The organism is Octadecabacter sp. SW4 (assembly GCF_008065155.1).
Lineage (GTDB): Bacteria > Pseudomonadota > Alphaproteobacteria > Rhodobacterales > Rhodobacteraceae > SW4.
The window spans coordinates 1829008-1845559 of the sequence record NZ_CP042819.1 but is presented as its reverse complement, the minus strand read 5'-3'; the positions used below and the strand labels follow the sequence as shown (position 1 = coordinate 1845559).

Below are 16552 nucleotides of genomic sequence, written 5' to 3'. Positions count from 1 at the left end.
AGGGGGAGGACGTGCTTGGCGACCATAAAGTGCCACGCGGCAAGCTCGGATCTCCACCCCGCGGCCTGACGGTGAACAGCTTGCGTTGCGTGCCGCCGATTACCCTCAGATCTGCTAAATGCTCCGGCTACCCGGCAGGCTGATCTGCGCGACCTGTTCGGCGATTGGCGCGACCGAAAGGGGGTGGGTATCGGCCTCGTATTGCGCGGGATCGCCGATGTCCTGCCACGCCCCCTTGCGATAGATCTCAAGGCCCTTGAACTTGGCCTTGTAGTCCATCTTGGGGCTGCCGGGCACCCAATAGCCAAGGTAGACATAGGGCAGGCCCATCTCTTGGGCGATGGCGATGTGATCAAGGATCAGATAGGTGCCAAGGCTGTGTTTCTGCCGCTCGGGGGCAAAGAAACTATAGACCATGCTTAGCCCGTCATCGAGGATATCGGTCAGGCAGACCGCCGCCATCCCGTCATAGCTGTCATCGGGCGTATCGGGGTCGGAGTATTCGATCAGACGGGTGCGCACGGGGGTTTCCTCGACCATCGCGGCAAATTCAAACAGGTCCATATCGGCCATCCCGCCCTTGGCGTGGCGGCTATCAAGGTAGTCGCGAAACAATTGGAACTGTTCTTCGGTCGCCCAGGGCGACATGGCGCGACGATGCAACTGGCCATTGCGTTTGCTGACGCGGCGCTGGCTGCGCGAGGGGACAAAATCCGCGACGCGGATACGGGCGGACAGGCAGGCGCTGCATTCGGCACACGACGGGCGATACAACACGTTTTGCGACCGCCGGAACCCTTGCTTTGACAGGCTGTCATTCAGCCGTTCAGCCCCTTCGCCCTGCAGGGCGGTGAACAGCTTGCGCTCCATCCGCCCGTCCAGATAGGGGCAGGGTTGCGGGGCCGTCACGTAAAACTGCGGCGCTATGGGAAGCGTGTGGCGCATATCATCCTGATCAAGTGTGGTTTGCGCAGGGTAGCAATGGATTACGCCCGCGCCAACCCCGCCATTTTCGGCGGGTCGATCCGGTGTGTGGGTCAGGCCATGCGGTTCAGCATCGCTGTGCCCAGCACCGCATCCGACAACCCCTGCTTGCGCGGGTTCACGACCATCAGGATCACCGACACCAGTTGCAGTGGTGCGATGGCCATCGACAGGTAATATCCCAGCGTGTGCAGGGCCGCCGTCTGGCCCGACAGGCGTAGCCCGTCACCTTCGCGCAGTTCGATCGCCATCAGGCGCATCCCCCATGTGGCCGATCCGCCCGCAAGGGTAGACCAGCGATAAAGAAAGCCGATCACGACCATCAGGACAGGGAAATAAAAGATCGCCGTAAAGGCGGTAAAGGGGGTGGCGATCAGTGAAAGGATCACCACAAGTGTCACATCCGCAATCCATGCCAGCAAACGCTTGCGGTTGACGCTGGCGTAGAAGTCAGGGTGGCGGGTCGGGTCGGGCAGGGCGGTTGTGGGGGCCATCGTGGCGGTCATCTCTTTGGTCCTGTGAAATGGGAATACGGCCCCCGCATCAGCAGGGGCCACATGTGCCGGATCAGGCGGCGTCGTCTTCGTCCGCGTCGTCGTCCGTTGCCCGTTTGGCGCGGTCTTCCATGAACTGGTCGAACTCGGCCTTGTCCTTGGCGTCGCGCAGCCGTTCAAGAAAGCTCTCGAAATTTTGCTGCTCTTCTTCAAGGCGGCGCAGGGTTTCGGTCTTGTAGGCATCAAAGGCGCTGTTGCCGGACGATTTCATCGTTGTGCGCAGGTGGGAATGTGCGTGGCGCCGCGTGGCGCATTTGCCAGAAAACATACGTTTGCTCCAGATCATATAGGCCAGCAGGGCAAGGCCGACGGGCCAGAATATGATAAAGCCAAGGACCATCGCGGCGATCCATGCACCTTTGCCACGCTCATCGAGCCAGGCCTCGGTGCGGGCGAAAAAGCCACCCGGCCGCACGGTGCGTGCGTAGGGCGCATTGTAGTCGATGTTGGTGGACGAGGTGGTCATCAGGGTGCTCCATGCTGTGTTGCGGTTCATGTGAATGGTCTTCACATTACAGTAGATGGGGCGGGGTCGGCAAACCGTCAAGAGGGTATGTGAAGGTTTTTTACATTAAGCGAATTTGCGCTTTGAAATGGGCCTCTTGGCGCGGGCTGCAAGCACGGGCCGCGCCCGACCCTCCCCACGGGAGTGCGCATTGCGGCATAGCCCCCTGTCGCAACCCTTGCGGCATAGAACTCTGCTTGCTGGGGTTTCATCGTTGCCGCGCCCACCCGGGGTCAGGCGCGGCCTTTCCCACCCGGCCGGGCGTTTGTGCGATTGACCAGCCCCGCCCGCGCTTTCATTGTGGCCTCATGACATTTGCCTCCCGCATGACGCGCGCGCCGCGTGCTTTTGAACCTGATCGCGGGGCGGATGGACTGGCGCATGTGCAAGGGATCGACGCGGGCTTGCACGACCTGATCCACGGCGCGGCCGGGTGCAGCCCCTTTCTATTGGGCCTGCTGGGCGTCGAAGGCGCGTGGTTGACCGAAAATATCGACACCCCCGAAGCAGCCCGCGACGCCATTCTGGCCGAGGTGGCGCAACTGCCGCGCGCCGATCTTGAACAGGGGTTGCGCACGGCCAAACGCCGCATGGCGCTGCTGGTCGCTTTGGCCGATCTGGGCGGTGTCTGGCCGCTGGAAACCGTGACCCGCGCGATCACCGATCTGGCGGACGGGGCCGTTGATATCTGCATCCGCCGCCTTGTGGCTGCCGAAATCACCCGTGGCAAACTGCCCGCAATGACCGAGGATGATGCGCAGAGCGCCGCTGGAATGGTCGCCCTGTCGATGGGCAAGCAGGGGGCGTATGAGCTGAACTATTCCAGCGATATCGACCTGATTTGCCTGTTTGACGAAACCCGTTTCGACCCCGATGACTATCACGAGGCCCGCGCCGCGTTCATCCGCGTGACCCGCAAGATGACGGCGATCCTGTCCGATCTTGGGGCGGGCGGATACGTGTTCCGCACCGATCTGCGCCTGCGCCCCGATGCCAGTGTCACCCCGGTGTGCCTGTCAATGGAAACGGCCGAACGCTATTACGAAAGCGTGGGGCGCACATGGGAACGGGCGGCCTATATCAAGGCGCGGGCCTCGGCGGGCGATATCACGGCGGGCGAGGGATTCCTGAAAACGCTCACCCCCTTTGTGTGGCGCAAGCACCTAGATTTTGCCGCCATTCAGGACGCCCACGACATGCGCCTGCGGATCCGCGATCACAAGGGGCTGGGCGGCAAGCTGGACCTGATGGGCCATAACATGAAACTGGGGCGCGGCGGCATTCGCGAGATCGAATTTTTCACCCAGACCCGCCAGTTGATCGCCGGTGGACGCGACCCGAGCTTGCGCGCGCGCGGCACCTGTGACGGGTTGGATGCGCTGGTGGCGGCGGGCTGGGTGCCTGATGATACGGCGCGCACCCTGCAAACGCATTACCGGGCCCACCGCGAGGTCGAACACCGTTTGCAAATGATCAACGATGCGCAAACCCACGACCTGCCGCAAGACGGCGAAGGGTTTGACCGTTTGGCGGCCTTCATGGGGGTCGCGCGCGCTGATCTGGAGCGCGATCTGCGCGACCGCCTTGAGGAGGTGCATAGCCTGACCGAGGGGTTCTTTGCCCCCGGTCAGGGCGATGTCGCGCCCGTCGATGATTTCGGCAAGGAGATCACGGCGCGCTGGCTGACCTATCCGGCGCTGCGCTCGGACCGCGCCGTGCAGATTTTTGACCGTTTGCGCCCTGAAATCCTGACCCGGCTGCGCGAGGCCGCCAAACCCGACGAGGCGCTGGCGCAGTTTGACGGTTTTCTGGCGGGGTTGCCTGCGGGTGTGCAGTTGTTTTCCCTGTTCGAGGCCAACCCGCAACTGACCCAGTTGATCGTTGATATTGCCGCGACGGCCCCCGCGCTGGCGCACTACCTGTCGCAAAACGCTAGCGTGTTTGATGCGGTGATCGGCGGTGGTTTCTTTGCGCCCTGGCCCGACACGGCGGGCCTGCGCACCAGTTTCGATGCGGCCCTTGACGGGGTCGATGACTACGAATCCCGTCTTGATATGGCGCGCCGCTGGGCCAAGGAATGGCACTTTCGCATCGGTGTGCATCACCTGCGTGGCCTGATCGACGGGATCGAGGCAGGCCGCCAATATGCGCAGCTGGCACAGGTGGTGGTGGCGGGACTTTGGCCGCATGTTCTGGCGCAGTTTGTTGCCAAACACGGGGTCACACCGGGGCGCGGCGCGGCGGTGCTGGCGATGGGATCGCTGGGGGCGGGGCGGCTGAATGCCATGTCCGATCTGGACCTGATCGTGATCTATGACGCCGATGGCGAAGCCGCCTCGGACGGGCCGAAACCCCTGGCTACGCGCACCTATTTTGCCCGCCTGACGCAGGCGCTGGTGACGGCCCTGTCCGCGCAGATGCCTGAAGGACGGCTATACGAGGTGGACATGCGCTTGCGCCCTTCGGGGCGGGCCGGGCCGGTTGCCACATCGCTCGCCGCGTTTGAAACCTATCAGCGGGACGCGGCATGGACTTGGGAACACCTCGCCCTGACCCGTGCGCGCGCCATTGCAGGCGCACCCGACCTTCTGGCCGATATTGCGGCGGTGCGCCGCGCAGTGCTGGCCGACAAGGCAGCCGGTGACACGGTGCTGGCCGATGTGGCCGATATGCGCGCGCGGATCGCTGCGGCCAAACCACCGCAAGGGGCGTGGGATGCCAAAATCGGCGCGGGCCGCTTGCAAGACATCGAATTGCTGGCACAGACCGCCTGTCTGCGCGCAGGCTGCGGTGAAACCGCGCTCGAAGCGCAGCTACAGGCCGGAATTGGGTGGTTAAGTGCCGCAGAGAGCGCAGCACTTGCCCAAGGATATGCGTTGTTCTGGCGCTTGCAGGCGGCGGCGCGTTTGCTGACCGGAGGCGCGCTTGATCCCGCAGAACTGGGCGAGGGCGGCGTGCGTTTTATCCTGCGCGAAACGGGAATGGAAAACACCGATGCGCTGGCCTCCGCAATGGCCGAAACGGCCGCGACCGCAAGCGCGATCATCGCGCGATTACTGGAAGGAAAAACCGATGGCGCGTGACCCGCTGGACCCAAAGGGGTTGATCCGCGAGGCCTTTGTGATTGACGGGATCGGCGCGCCCGAATGTCGGTCGATTTTCCTTGATTGGGCGTTGTCGCTGCCCGCAGGGGCCGAGCCCAAAGCCAGCATCCGCGCGATGCTGGCGCAATATGGCGACCAGCCTGCTGATCATCCGATGACCCTGACGCTGCGCGAAGGGCTGGCCGACATCGCCCCCGCCACACGGCGCGGCGGGCGGGCAGGGCGCTTGCGCGGTGGCTAGGCCGCGTCATCTGGGCTGGCCGCGCCGGGTCGCGTTTTTTGGCGCGCTTGCCGGGATTGCGGCCAGTGCGGTATCCGCAGTGTTACTGCTGACCTCTGGCCCCGGCATGGGCGACGTCGGCGTTATCTTGCATGGCGCGTTCACGATCTTTTCGCTGCTGGGCGTGCTGTTCTTTGCGATTGTCGCGCTCTGGGTCTGGTTCTGGCACCTGCGCTGGCTGCGCTATGGCGTTGTCGGGCTGGCGGTGCTGGCGCTGGCCTATCTGCTGGCCTATGACACCCGGCGCGACGGGCGCTATCAGCGCATGGCCGCCGAGGCCGAACGCAGGCAGGCGCTGTTTGCGGAGATACAACAGGATTTCTACGCCCGGATGCGCGCGGCTGGCACCGACCGCGCCGCCCTCATTGCCCTGCGCCCGGCCTATGACGCCCGCGTCAACCGGCGCGACCTGTTCAACGGCGAGCGTAATACCACTTGGGGGCCGTTCGAGGAGGTGCACACGATCTATGTGATGACCTTTGCCGACCCCGCTTACGAGGCGGTGAAAGCCCCGCCCTATGCGGGGCTATATTGTCGCGAGTTCAACGACAACTTTGGCGATCTGGTGGTCAGCGACGTGCAAATCGCGCGGCTGGCGATGATTTGCCCGCCCCTTGATCCTTAGCGGGGCAGGGCGGCTGCTTGGGTCGCCAGCGCGGTGATTGCATCCCAGTCGCGCGCGGCGACAAGGTTGGCAGGGGCAACCCATGACCCGCCCACACAGACCGTGTTGGGCAGCGACAGGTAGTCACCGGCGTTTTTCAGGCTCACGCCGCCAGTGGGGCAGAATCTGACCTGCGGGATCGGTGCGCCAATCGCCTTGAGGGCGGGGGCGCCGCCGTTGGCTTCGGCGGGAAAGAATTTCTGCACGCTATAGCCGCGCTCCAGCAGGCGCATGGCTTCGGTCGCCGTGGCCACACCGGGCAGGAGGGGCAGGTCATTGGCCTCGCAGGCATCCAGCAACCGGTCGGTCGCGCCCGGTGCCACGCCAAATGTCGCGCCTGCGGCCTTGGCGTTCTCCACGTCCGCGGCCGTCAGCAGGGTGCCCGCGCCGACAACGCCACCTGCAACGCCCGCCATTTCGCGGATCACGTCCAAGGCGGCCGGTGTGCGCAGGGTCACTTCGAGGGCGGGCAGGCCGCCTACTACCAGCGCGCGCGCCAGATCGGCGGCGATGCTGGCATCATCGACCACCAGCACAGGCACGACAGGGGCCAAGAGGCAGGTTTGCAGGGTCAGTTCAGAGGCGTGTTGCGGGGTCATCGATTTGGTCCTGATGGGGCGCGTTTGGCCCATGTCGGGCCTCCGGCGGAAGTTATTATGGAAGAAAAAGCCGGGGTGTTAAACGACACACCCGGCCCCTTCGGCCGACAAGCCGACGTTTCTGCGGAACACGTCAAACAATTCACGTCCCACACCGTTGCCATTGCCCGACAGATCAGCGGGCGCAGGGGTGCGGCCGGTAAGATCGGCAAGGGTTTCAAGCGTGCCCTTGGTGGCGTCCAGGCGGATCATGTCGCCATCGCGCAGCAGCGACAGCGGGCCGCCGTCCGCTGCTTCGGGGCAGACATGGATCGCGGCGGGCACCTTGCCCGAGGCCCCCGACATGCGCCCGTCGGTGACCAGCGCGACCTTTAGTCCACGATCCTGCAGCACCGCCAGCGTGGGTGTCAGGCTGTGAAGTTCGGGCATGCCGTTGGATTTGGGCCCCTGAAAGCGCACCACGACGATCGTGTCTTGGGTGAACTCGCCTGCTTTGAAGGCGTCTTTCACGGCTTCCTGGGTATGGAAAATCCGCGCCTTGGCTTCGATGACATGGCGGTCCTCGGCCACGGCGCTGATCTTGATCACACTGCGCCCCAGGTTGCCCGAAAGCTGCACCAGCCCACCGTGGGCGTGGAAGGGATTGCTGACCGGGCGCAGGATCTTGTCGTTCAGGGTGTCGCGCGTGCCCTCGCGGTAGCTGACCTGACCGTCCGTCAACACCGGTTCTTTTGTATAAAGCGACAGCCCGTCACCGGCCACCGTGCGCACATCATCATGCAGCAGCCCGGCGTTGAGAAGTTCGCCAATCATATAACCAAGCCCGCCTGCGGCGTGAAAATGGTTCACGTCGGCCAGCCCGTTGGGATAGACCTTGGCCATCAGCGGGGTCACCTCGGAGAGGTCGGCGAAATCCTGCAGATCAAGGATTACGCCCGCTGCCTTGGCCATCGCCGGCAGGTGCAGCACAAGGTTGGTGGACCCGCCCGTGGCCATTAGCCCAACCAGCCCGTTCACGAATGCCTTTTCATCCAGCACGTCACTGACAGGGGTGTAGTTGTTCCCCAGCGCGGTGATTTCCAGCGCGCGGGCGGTGGCCGCACGGGTCAGGGCCTCGCGCAGCTCCGTGCCGGGATTGACAAACGAGGCGCCGGGCAGGTGCAGCCCCATGAATTCCATCAGCATCTGGTTGGAGTTGGCGGTGCCGTAGAATGTGCAGGTGCCGGGGCCGTGATAGCTGGCCATTTCGGCCTTCATCAGCTCATCCCGGCCGATGTTGCCTTTGGCGAACTCCTGGCGCACGCGGGCCTTTTCATCGTTGGGCAACCCGCTGACCATCGGTCCGGCGGGCATGAACACCGACGGGATATATCCGAATGTCGCGGCGGCCATTACCAGGCCGGGGACGATCTTGTCGCAGACCCCCAGATAGGCAGCGGCGTCAAAGACGTTGTGGGACAGGCCAACGGCGGCGGCCAACGCGATCACGTCACGTGAAAACAGCGACAGCTCCATTCCGGTCTGGCCCTGGGTGACGCCATCACACATCGCCGGAACACCGCCCGCAACCTGGGCCGTGGCCCCGGCCGCGCGGGCCGCATCGCGAATGATATCGGGATATTTTTCGAACGGCTGATGGGCGCTGAGCATATCGTTATAAGCGGTGATGATCCCGAGGTTGGGCGCGCGATCGGCGACCAGCCTGTCCTTGTCCTGCCCCATCGCGGCATAGGCGTGGGCCTGATTGCCGCAGGTCATATGGGCGCGGCGTGGCCCCTCGGCGGCGGCGGATGCCATCCGATCAAGGTAGATGGCGCGCGGACCAGCGCTGCGGGCGATGATACGGTCGGTGACGGTCTTGATGGTGGGGTTGAGTGCCATGATGCTCTTTCTGGATCGTGTTGGGCTGTCCCTATCACGGGCGGTTAGCGCTAACAATACGCGATTTCCCCCAAGAATAGCGCAAAATGTCATCGGTTTCGACGTGGAATTGCCCTGCGATCACCCTGAAACCGTCGCACCCTTGTCCCATTCCTGCCCGATTTGAGGATGAGGTTAACAACATCCTAAGGGGAAAACCGCATAAGGGCAGAAAGCCCGGAGGTAGTGAAATGAAACTGTTGAAAATGATGGCTTTGGGCGCTCTGGCACTTGGTGTTGCAGGCTGCGCGAGTTTGGACACGGTGACGCGGAACGCGCCGCTGGAGGTGCCGCAGGTGGCCGCGCCCGCGGTGCAGGAACAGCGTGACTATTCCGTGCAGGCGATCCGTTTTGCCGTTCCCGATGACCTGCGCGTCTCGGAAGCCAACAGCTATTACCCGATCGCTGATATCGTGTGGCGTGGCGACCCGCTGGGCAACCGGCGCGACCAGATTGCCGCGATCTTCCAGACATCCATCGCGGCGGGCACAGCCGATCTGACAGGCGACACGGCCGTGATCGTTGATGTGACCCTGCAGCGCTTCCATTCCCTGACCGAGCGCACGCGCTATACGGTGGGCGGTGTGCATTCGATCAAGTTCGACCTGACGATCCGTGATGCCGAAACCGGTGCCATCCTTGAAGGCCCGCAGCGTATCAACGCCGATCTGGCCGCATTGGGTGGTCGCGCGGCGATCCGCGCCGACCAGACAGGTCAAGGCCAGAAGGTGCGTATCACCACGCATCTGACACAGGTTTTCAACGATCTGCTGACCGGGCCCGTGGGCACATTCCCGGAAGAAGCGGGCAACAGCTAAGCCCTCTTTCATAGATCAAACGAACAGGGTAGGAGGGCTGCATGACGCAGCCCTCCTTTCCGCCTGTCCGCCTGTTACCCAAAGCCAATGCGCGCGCCGTGCGCCACGGGTTTCCCTGGGTTTACGCAAACGAAGTCGTGCTTGATCGCCGCACCAAAGGCATGGCGGGTGGCACCGTCACCCAGCTTGAAGATAGCGAGCGCCGCCCGATGGGGGTTGTCGCCGTTAACCCGGCCTCGCGGATCATCTGCCGGATGCTTGACCAGAACTCCGAGGCGGTGATTGATCAGGCGTGGTTCGCGGACCGGATCGCGCGGGCGCTGGCGCATCGCGCACGCCTTTATGACGCGCCTTTCTACCGCCTTGTCCATGCTGAATCTGACGGCTTGCCGGGCGTGGTGATTGACCGCTTTGGCGATACGGCGGTGGTGCAGCCCAACGCGGCCTGGGCCGACGCGCTGATTGAACCGCTGGCGGCGGCGCTGGCATCGGTCACCGGTGTCACGACGATCATCAAGAACGGCACAGGGCGCGCGCGTGCTCTCGAAGGGTTGGCGGAAGAAACGACCGTGTTGCTGGGCCAGGCCCCCACCGCCGCGATCCCCGTGCCGATGAACGGCGCGACCTATATGGCCGATGTGATGGGCGGGCAGAAAACCGGCCTGTTTTTCGATCAGCGGCCCAACCACGCCTTTGCGGCCGCGTTGTCACACGGATCACGGGTGCTGGATATGTTCAGCCATGTGGGGGGCTTTTCGCTGGCGGCCCTGGCCAATGGCGCGGCCTCGGCGCTGGCGGTTGACGGGTCGGCGCCAGCGTTGGACCTGGCCCAGGCGGGGGCGGTGGCCAGCGGTGTGGCTGACCGGTTCGCGACCCGTCAGGGCGATGCATTCGACGTGCTGGCGGCCCTTGGCGAAGAAGGGGCGCAGTTTGACGTTGTCATTTGCGATCCGCCCGCTTTTGCGCCGTCAAAGAACGCGCTCGAGGCCGGATTGCGCGCCTATGAACGGGTGGCGCGGCTGGCGGCACCTTTGGTGGCAGATGGTGGCTATCTGGTGTTGTGTTCCTGTTCGCATGCGGCGGATCTGACGAAATTTCGCAATGCCAGCGCGCGCGGGATTGGCCGTGGCGGGCGGCGCGGGGTGATCGTCAATACCGGTTCGGCTGGACCGGACCACCCGCTGCTGCCGCAACTGGCCGAGAGCGGTTACCTCAAGGCGCTGACATTCCGGTTATGAGGGGCCGGCTGTGAGGGTTCTGATCGACGCCTGCGTTCTTTATCCGACGGTCATGCGCGAAGTGGTGCTGGGCGTGGCGCAAACGGGGCTGTTCGAAGCGCGCTGGTCCACTAGGATACTGGAAGAATGGGCGCTGGCCGCGCGCAAGATCGGACCCGAGGGCGAGGTGATCGCGCGCGGTGAAATATCATTGCTTTACAGTCGGTTCGCGGATGCAGTTATACCTGTTCACCCGGGACTTGAGGGCCGTTTGTGGCTGCCTGACCCAGCGGATGTGCATGTCTTGGCGGCGGCGATTGCCGGGTCGTGCGATATGATCCTGACGATGAACGCCAAGGATTTTCCCCGCAATATACTTGAAGAAGAGGGGCTAAGCCGTTGTGATCCCGATGGTTTCCTGCGTGACCTTTTGGCGGATCACCCGGATCTGGTGCGCCCCGTTGCCGACAGCGTTCTGGCCGAGGCCCGCCGCCTGTCGGGTGCGGACTGGACCATGCGCGCTTTGATGAAAAAGGCGCGGCTGCCGCGGTTCGGCAAGGCGCTTACGGTTTGATCCACTTGGCCTCATTGGCCTCGATCGCAGCGATGCGTTCGGCTGTTTTAGGGTGGCTCATCAACCAGGCCGCCTGTTCTGCGCCCCTTGCGCCTGTCAGGGTTTCCAGCTTTGTAAACAATGACTTCTGCGGCGAAGTTCCGATCCCTGCCTTGACCAGCAGGGCGCTGGCATAGGCGTCGGCCTCGTATTCATCCTGCCGCGACAGACGTGCGGCCAGCAGGGTCATCAACCCGTTGGCGATGAATGGCCCGACAAAGGGCACAAAGCGCCCGATCACCATCATCAGGGCGGCGCGCATGGCGTTCTGGCTGGAAAAATCAATCATCCGACGGCGCGAATGGCCCAATGCCACATGGCCCAATTCGTGAGCGATCACGCTGGCCATTTCCTCGGCCGTGACCTCGCCCGCGCGGTATTTGTTGAAAAATCCGCGGGTGATAAAGATGCGCCCGTCAGGGGCGGCCAATCCGTTGACCGGATCGATTTCATAGATATGCACCTTGATGCGCGCCAGATCGAGGGCGGCCGCCATGCGATCCATCAGCTTTTTCAAAGCGGGATCAGCCAGTTGTGTCGATCTGCTGTCCAGTTCGCGCGCTGTGCGCCAGACCGAAAAGCGATACATCGCAAAGCCGTAGAGCACGGCCAGAATGATCGGGGTGAATTTCAACATATGCTATATATGGGGCGTTGGGGCGCGATTGCCAGTGTCATCATGGCGGGTGTCCAAGGCGCTGAGCAGCCATCGCAAGTGCCTTGTGATGGGCAGGAACGCGCAAAAGGGCTTCAAGGAACGTATGGTCGGGAAAACCTGCCAAATACTGGGCAAAGTTTTCCACAATACCAATGCGTTCACCGTCATATTCAATGTGTTTTACCACATCCAAGGGCGTAACATCACCGCCGTGCAACACCCGTGCATAGGCCCCCGGGCGCGCGGCCTTGTGAAACATCTTGACCCCCTGCGGGTCGCCGATCCGGGCCGCAAAAGTGATGCAGGGAATGCGCGGTGCTGTGACTTGCAGTGTGACATCGCCAATCACCAGTAAATCACCAAGGGCCAGATCGGCGCTGGCCAATCCGTCGATCAACAGGTTCTCTCCAAAGAACCCGGCAGGCAGATCGCGACCAAGATGATCGGCCCACCAAAGGCGATCCGTTTGCGTGAAAATATAGACCGCCTGATCCGGGCCGCCGTGGTTGGCGCGATCAACGATGGTGTCGCCGTCCAGCCCCATGTGCCCGACTGTCACCGCAGGCTGCGCCGCTTTGAAATGCCCCGTCATCCCTGATTTCGCGGCGATCGGCCGCGCCTGTGCGATGCAGGCGGCCAAGACCTTCATGCGGCTGGTTTTCGGCTGGCCCGCCACAGCCACCAGCCCAACCCGATCACCAGCGCCAAAGCAGTGACAAAGCCGCTGGCGTTGCCCAGCAGGCCCGATACGGCGGTGATATTATCGGCAAAGCCGTAGCCCAGCCCGACATAAAGCCCGACCCAGACGATTTCTCCGGCGATTCCCCAAAGGGCAAAGCGTGGCCATGAGTATCCGGTCAGGCCGCAGACGTAGTTCATGTATGGCCCCAGCGGCGCCACCAACCAGCAGGAAAAGAACACCGCCGGGCCACCCCGTTCACCCAGAAACAGGGCCGCGCGGGTCAGCAGCCGCGCGCGCCGTGGGGTGCGGGTCAGCCAGCCGCGCGCGCCCATGCCCAGCTTGCGCGCGCCCCAAAAGCCCGTGTTGTCGCCCAGGACCGCGCCGCCAAACGCAGCCGCCGCGACGGCGGCGACCGACAGATCGCCCGTTGCCGCGAATCCGCCCGAGGCCAGCATCAGCAGCGACGAAGGCACGGGCAGGGCAAGGCAGCTAAGGAAGGTAACAACAAAGACGATCGTCACGCCGTAATCGGCCACCAATCCCAGAACGAAATCAGCCACCAGAGCCGACCTCTTGCACGGCGCGCCACGCCGTCGCGGCGGCATCAATGCGCGCCTGCAGCTCCCTTAGGGTCAGCCCGTTTTCCTGGGCAATTTTTTCTATTGAAATGCGGCGCGGTGGCGCGTCCTGATCCAAAAACAGCGCGGGGTTGATGGCCTCGGGCGGAAGATCATACGAGCGCGCGACGTAGCGCGGCGACATCCAGCCCGCCAGCGGCTGATCCTGATGGGCGGGATCGTTCCAGTAGATCCAGGCCGCCGCGGTGCGAAAGCCGAAAAAACCCAAGGCCCCAAGGGCGATCACAAAGCCGATCAGGGCGATCCTTTGCCTGTGCCACAACCGTTTGATCATGTCAGCGCCTTCATCCCGCGCGAAATCCCGTCCAGCGTCATCGGCACCATGCGGTCCGCGCCGAATATGTCGCGGATCATGGCGATGGATTGCGTATATGGCCAGTGCGGTTCGGGCAGGGGGTTGATCCACAGGTGCGCGGGCCACTGATCGCGCGCGCGGTTCAACCAAACCTCGCCGCTTTCTTCGTTCCAGTGTTCGTTTGCGCCGCCCGGCACGGCAACCTCGTAAGGCGACATGCTGGCATCGCCGACAAAGATGCATTTGTAATCCGATCCGTAGGTGCGCAGAACCTCGGATGTGGGGGTCTGCGCGCCCCAGCGGCGGGCATTGTCGCGCCAGACCCCTTCGTAAAGGCAGTTGTGGAAATAGTAATATTCCAGGTGCTTGAATTCGGCCCGCGCGGCGCTGAACAGTTCCTCGACCACGCGGATATGCGGGTCCATCGACCCACCGACGTCCAGAAACAGCAACACCTTGACCGCATTACGCCGCTCGGGGCGGGTTTGCACATCAAGGTAGCCGTGTTCGGCGGTGGCGCGGATCGTGCCATCGAGATCAAGTTCATCATGCGCCCCGTCGCGCGCCCAGGACCGCAAGCGTTTCAGCGCAATCTTGATGTTGCGGGTGCCCAGTTCCACGGTGTCGTCAAGATTGCGAAACTCGCGCTTGTCCCAGACCTTGACGGCGCGCTGGTGGCGGCTTTGGTCCTGACCGATCCGCACGCCTTCGGGGTTATAGCCATAGGCTCCAAAGGGCGAGGTGCCGGCCGTGCCGACCCATTTGTTCCCCCCCTGATGGCGGCCTTGCTGGTCTTTCAGACGTTCGCGCAGGGTTTCCATGAGCTTGTCAAACCCGCCAAGGGCGTCGATCTCGGCCTTTTCTTCGGGACTAAGGTGTTTTTCGGCCAGCTTTTCCAGCCAGTCGCGGGGGATATCGACAGCCTCGAGAACCTGCGCGGCACTGATGTTTTCCAGACCGGCAAAACTGGCGGCAAAGGCACGGTCGAACTTGTCGATGTTGCGCTCGTCCTTGACCATGATCGTGCGGGCCAGGACATAGAATGCCTCGATGTCATAGGTCGCGAGGCCAGCCTGCACGCCGTCGAGAAAGCCCAGAAATTCGCGCAAGGAAACGGGAACCCCAGTATCGCGCAATTTCGCAAAGAAGGGCAGGAACATCGCGTCAGGTAATGCTGCGTTCGACAATAATCAGCACGAACATGCCGATGACCCCAAAGATCAGGCCAAGGGCCGCGCCCCATTGCGCCATATCGGCGGGTTTGCCGCCGCGCCGTTTGGCCATGAAGACCCCTGTCACTGCACCAATCAGTATACCTGTCAGGGGAAAGATCATCGGGGGTCAGCCTTATTTTGTCGGGTTCAGCCCCGCGATTTCGCGTTGGCGCGCCCGTATGTTGCGTTCGGAGCCAAATCCGTAACGCGCCCATGCCAGACTGTCCAGTCGCACCGCGTCGGCTTCGGAATACCGGCCCGTCATTTCAAGGGCTTCGGCGCGGAACATCATCAAGGTTGCCAGCAGGGCGGCATTCTGATGGGCACCGGCCACGGGAATCGCGCGATCAACGATATTCAGCACGCTGTCGGCATCTCCGGCGGCCAGGGCAAATGCGGCGATCTGCACGGCCACATGGGCCGCATGGATCTGGGTCAGGGGGCTTTGGCCATAGGCGTTTTGCGCGGCCTGAAACGACGCCAGGGCAAGATCGGGGTTATAGCCGACCTGCAGACGGCCATAGGCATAATGGGCAAAGCCGCTGCGCGTGCCATCCCAGCGAAAGTTCTGCGCAAGCGTGATCGCCTCGCGCGCGGCCTCGCGGCGCCGGTTCGGGGTGGCGCCACTGGACAGCGCAGTTTCCATCGCCTCGATCCAGTTGCGGGTCGTGTCGTTGCGCGGCGCGGCGGGGCCGGTCTGGCCGCCCGGATTGAGACGGGCAAGCACACCGGGCAGGCGCGCGGCCACTTCGCCACGGCTCATGCCGTTGCGCAGGTCATCTGAATAATAGGCGCGCAGGATCAGCATATCAAAGCCGGTCAGCACCGCATGGATGTTGTCGTCATTAAACACGCTATCGGGCAGGCGATACAGATCGTTCAGCGGGCCAAGCGCCTGGGCTATTTCCTCGTGCAGGCAATCGCGGATTTCCTGCGGCGCCACATCGGCGGGCACGAACACAACTGCGCGGTCGCGCCGTTGCAGGGTCGTCCAGTCAACCTGCGGCGTGCGGCGCACCCGTTTGAATTCGTCCCAGGACGAAATGCGCGGCACCACGAAACAGGCCGCGCGCGGCACGGCACGTTGCAGTTCGGCGCGCGGCACGGCCTCGATCGTGATGGATGCGGTTGGCGCGCCGGTCATGAAGATGTCGATTCCGGCCTCAGCGCGAAAGCGCCCCAGAAGGCTGCGCAGGTCGGGCATCAGGCTTGGGGGGACAGCCCCTGTGACACGCACGGAAATCGGCCCCTCGAAACGGGTCATGCGGGCAATCGGGCGTCCGCTTTCCATGCGGAATGACAGATCAAGGAAGTCTTGCGCAATTTCCGCATTCGGGCGGGTCGGACGGGGGAAGCGTTGCGCGGCAAAGGTGCGCATCGGGGGCAATGTATCGGCCATGCCAAGGGCACGGGCAGGGGGCGCGGATTGGGGCACGGGTGTGCAACCGGTCAGGAATGCAACGGAAACCGCCATCAGGCGGCGGCGCAAAAGGTTCATGCGTCACCCCCAAGGGATGACCGGCCCGCGGGTGCGGCGATGGTTGCTGTTTCGGTCCCCCACACCACACGGTCACGCTTTGCGTTTGACTGCGCAGGATGGCTTGCAACCGGCATTTTTGCCTTGGTCAAACCTGTTCTCCTCAAATCACAGTCGCAAGTTGGTGCTGGACTGCGGCCCGAGTTAGGACAGATTGGGGCATTCCCATGACGATCCTCGGACCCGCCCATTAGGCGCGGGTCGGCGCGCGAAATCACGCAGAATATGCCGGTAAATGGTGTGATAAAGGTCAAGCGTGGCGGGAAAGAC

The 16552-nt window shown here is 63.2% G+C and carries 18 protein-coding genes; 6 read left to right on the top strand and 12 right to left on the bottom strand.

The features are described from left to right. Positions 1–114: 114 nt before the first annotated feature. The 3 genes from FTO60_RS09100 to FTO60_RS09090 all read right to left on the bottom strand — a co-directional run bounded on the left by FTO60_RS09100 (position 115) and on the right by FTO60_RS09090 (position 2004). Entirely contained in the window at positions 115–945 is an 831-nt protein-coding gene (locus FTO60_RS09100) for an arginyltransferase (protein ID WP_148055660.1), read from the bottom strand. Positions 946–1037: 92 nt separating this feature from the next. After that, complete coding sequence (locus tag FTO60_RS09095; RefSeq protein WP_254696767.1) at positions 1038–1490, bottom strand: RDD family protein; 453 nt, start codon at positions 1488–1490, stop codon at positions 1038–1040. A 61-nt stretch (positions 1491–1551) separates the two neighbouring features. Further along, entirely contained in the window at positions 1552–2004 is a 453-nt protein-coding gene (locus tag FTO60_RS09090) for a DUF2852 domain-containing protein (RefSeq protein ID WP_148055659.1), read from the bottom strand. 347 nt (positions 2005–2351) lie between these two features. On the opposite strand from FTO60_RS09090, the gene FTO60_RS09085 reads away from it, so the two are divergent. The 3 genes from FTO60_RS09085 to FTO60_RS09075 are packed head-to-tail and all read left to right on the top strand — an operon-like array spanning position 2352 to position 6052. After that, positions 2352–5126 carry a glutamine-synthetase adenylyltransferase gene (locus tag FTO60_RS09085; RefSeq protein WP_148055658.1) on the top strand — a complete coding sequence of 925 codons (2775 nt, stop codon included), beginning with the start codon at positions 2352–2354 and terminating at the stop codon, positions 5124–5126. Further along, complete coding sequence (locus tag FTO60_RS09080; RefSeq protein WP_148055657.1) at positions 5116–5388, top strand: hypothetical protein; 273 nt, start codon at positions 5116–5118, stop codon at positions 5386–5388. Before FTO60_RS09085 ends, FTO60_RS09080 begins: the two co-directional genes overlap by 11 nt. Next, entirely contained in the window at positions 5381–6052 is a 672-nt protein-coding gene (locus FTO60_RS09075; RefSeq protein WP_148055656.1) for a hypothetical protein, read from the top strand. The genes FTO60_RS09080 and FTO60_RS09075 overlap by 8 nt, the downstream gene beginning before the upstream one ends. Here FTO60_RS09075 and eda read toward each other — a convergent pair. Continuing rightward, complete coding sequence (gene eda, locus FTO60_RS09070; protein ID WP_148055655.1) at positions 6049–6690, bottom strand: bifunctional 4-hydroxy-2-oxoglutarate aldolase/2-dehydro-3-deoxy-phosphogluconate aldolase; 642 nt, start codon at positions 6688–6690, stop codon at positions 6049–6051. The genes FTO60_RS09075 and eda overlap by 4 nt on opposite strands. A gap of 78 nt (positions 6691–6768) precedes the next feature. Continuing rightward, positions 6769–8571 carry a phosphogluconate dehydratase gene (gene edd / locus FTO60_RS09065; RefSeq protein WP_148055654.1) on the bottom strand — a complete coding sequence of 601 codons (1803 nt, stop codon included), beginning with the start codon at positions 8569–8571 and terminating at the stop codon, positions 6769–6771. Positions 8572–8801: 230 nt separating this feature from the next. On the opposite strand from edd, the gene FTO60_RS09060 reads away from it, so the two are divergent. From FTO60_RS09060 to FTO60_RS09050, 3 genes are read left to right on the top strand one after another with little or no spacing between them, the layout of a single operon-like run. Continuing rightward, positions 8802–9428, top strand: coding sequence for a DUF6778 family protein (locus FTO60_RS09060; RefSeq protein ID WP_148055653.1), 627 nt, complete (start codon positions 8802–8804; stop codon positions 9426–9428). A 41-nt stretch (positions 9429–9469) separates the two neighbouring features. Beyond that, positions 9470–10666, top strand: a complete 1197-nt coding sequence (locus FTO60_RS09055; protein WP_148055652.1) for an RSP_2647 family RNA methyltransferase — start codon at positions 9470–9472, stop codon at positions 10664–10666. A gap of 10 nt (positions 10667–10676) precedes the next feature. Next, the gene (locus tag FTO60_RS09050; protein ID WP_148055651.1) at positions 10677–11219 is read left to right on the top strand and encodes an RSP_2648 family PIN domain-containing protein; all 543 of its coding nucleotides are present in this window, start codon (positions 10677–10679) and stop codon (positions 11217–11219) included. On the opposite strand, the gene FTO60_RS09045 is transcribed toward FTO60_RS09050, so the two are convergent. From FTO60_RS09045 to FTO60_RS09020, 7 genes are read right to left on the bottom strand one after another with little or no spacing between them, the layout of a single operon-like run. Further along, a complete protein-coding gene (locus FTO60_RS09045; protein WP_148055650.1) occupies positions 11209–11895 on the bottom strand; it encodes a M48 family metallopeptidase in 687 nt (228 codons plus the stop codon). The two genes, FTO60_RS09050 and FTO60_RS09045, sit on opposite strands and share 11 nt — an antisense overlap. 40 nt (positions 11896–11935) lie before the next feature. Then, positions 11936–12565 (bottom strand): MOSC domain-containing protein, encoded by a 630-nt coding sequence (locus FTO60_RS09040; protein ID WP_148055649.1) that lies wholly within the window; start codon positions 12563–12565, stop codon positions 11936–11938. After that, entirely contained in the window at positions 12562–13158 is a 597-nt protein-coding gene (locus tag FTO60_RS09035) for a DedA family protein (protein WP_254696766.1), read from the bottom strand. The genes FTO60_RS09040 and FTO60_RS09035 overlap by 4 nt, the downstream gene beginning before the upstream one ends. Further along, positions 13151–13510: a hypothetical protein gene (locus tag FTO60_RS09030; RefSeq protein ID WP_148055647.1), complete on the bottom strand. Its 360-nt coding sequence runs from the start codon at positions 13508–13510 to the stop codon at positions 13151–13153. Before FTO60_RS09030 ends, FTO60_RS09035 begins: the two co-directional genes overlap by 8 nt. Continuing rightward, complete coding sequence (locus tag FTO60_RS09025; protein WP_148055646.1) at positions 13507–14691, bottom strand: VWA domain-containing protein; 1185 nt, start codon at positions 14689–14691, stop codon at positions 13507–13509. Before FTO60_RS09025 ends, FTO60_RS09030 begins: the two co-directional genes overlap by 4 nt. A 4-nt stretch (positions 14692–14695) precedes the next feature. Then, entirely contained in the window at positions 14696–14866 is a 171-nt protein-coding gene (locus FTO60_RS17680; RefSeq protein ID WP_172623854.1) for a hypothetical protein, read from the bottom strand. 12 nt (positions 14867–14878) lie between these two features. After that, positions 14879–16243: a DUF2927 domain-containing protein gene (locus FTO60_RS09020; RefSeq protein WP_148055645.1), complete on the bottom strand. Its 1365-nt coding sequence runs from the start codon at positions 16241–16243 to the stop codon at positions 14879–14881. Between the last annotated feature and the right edge of the window lie 309 nt (positions 16244–16552).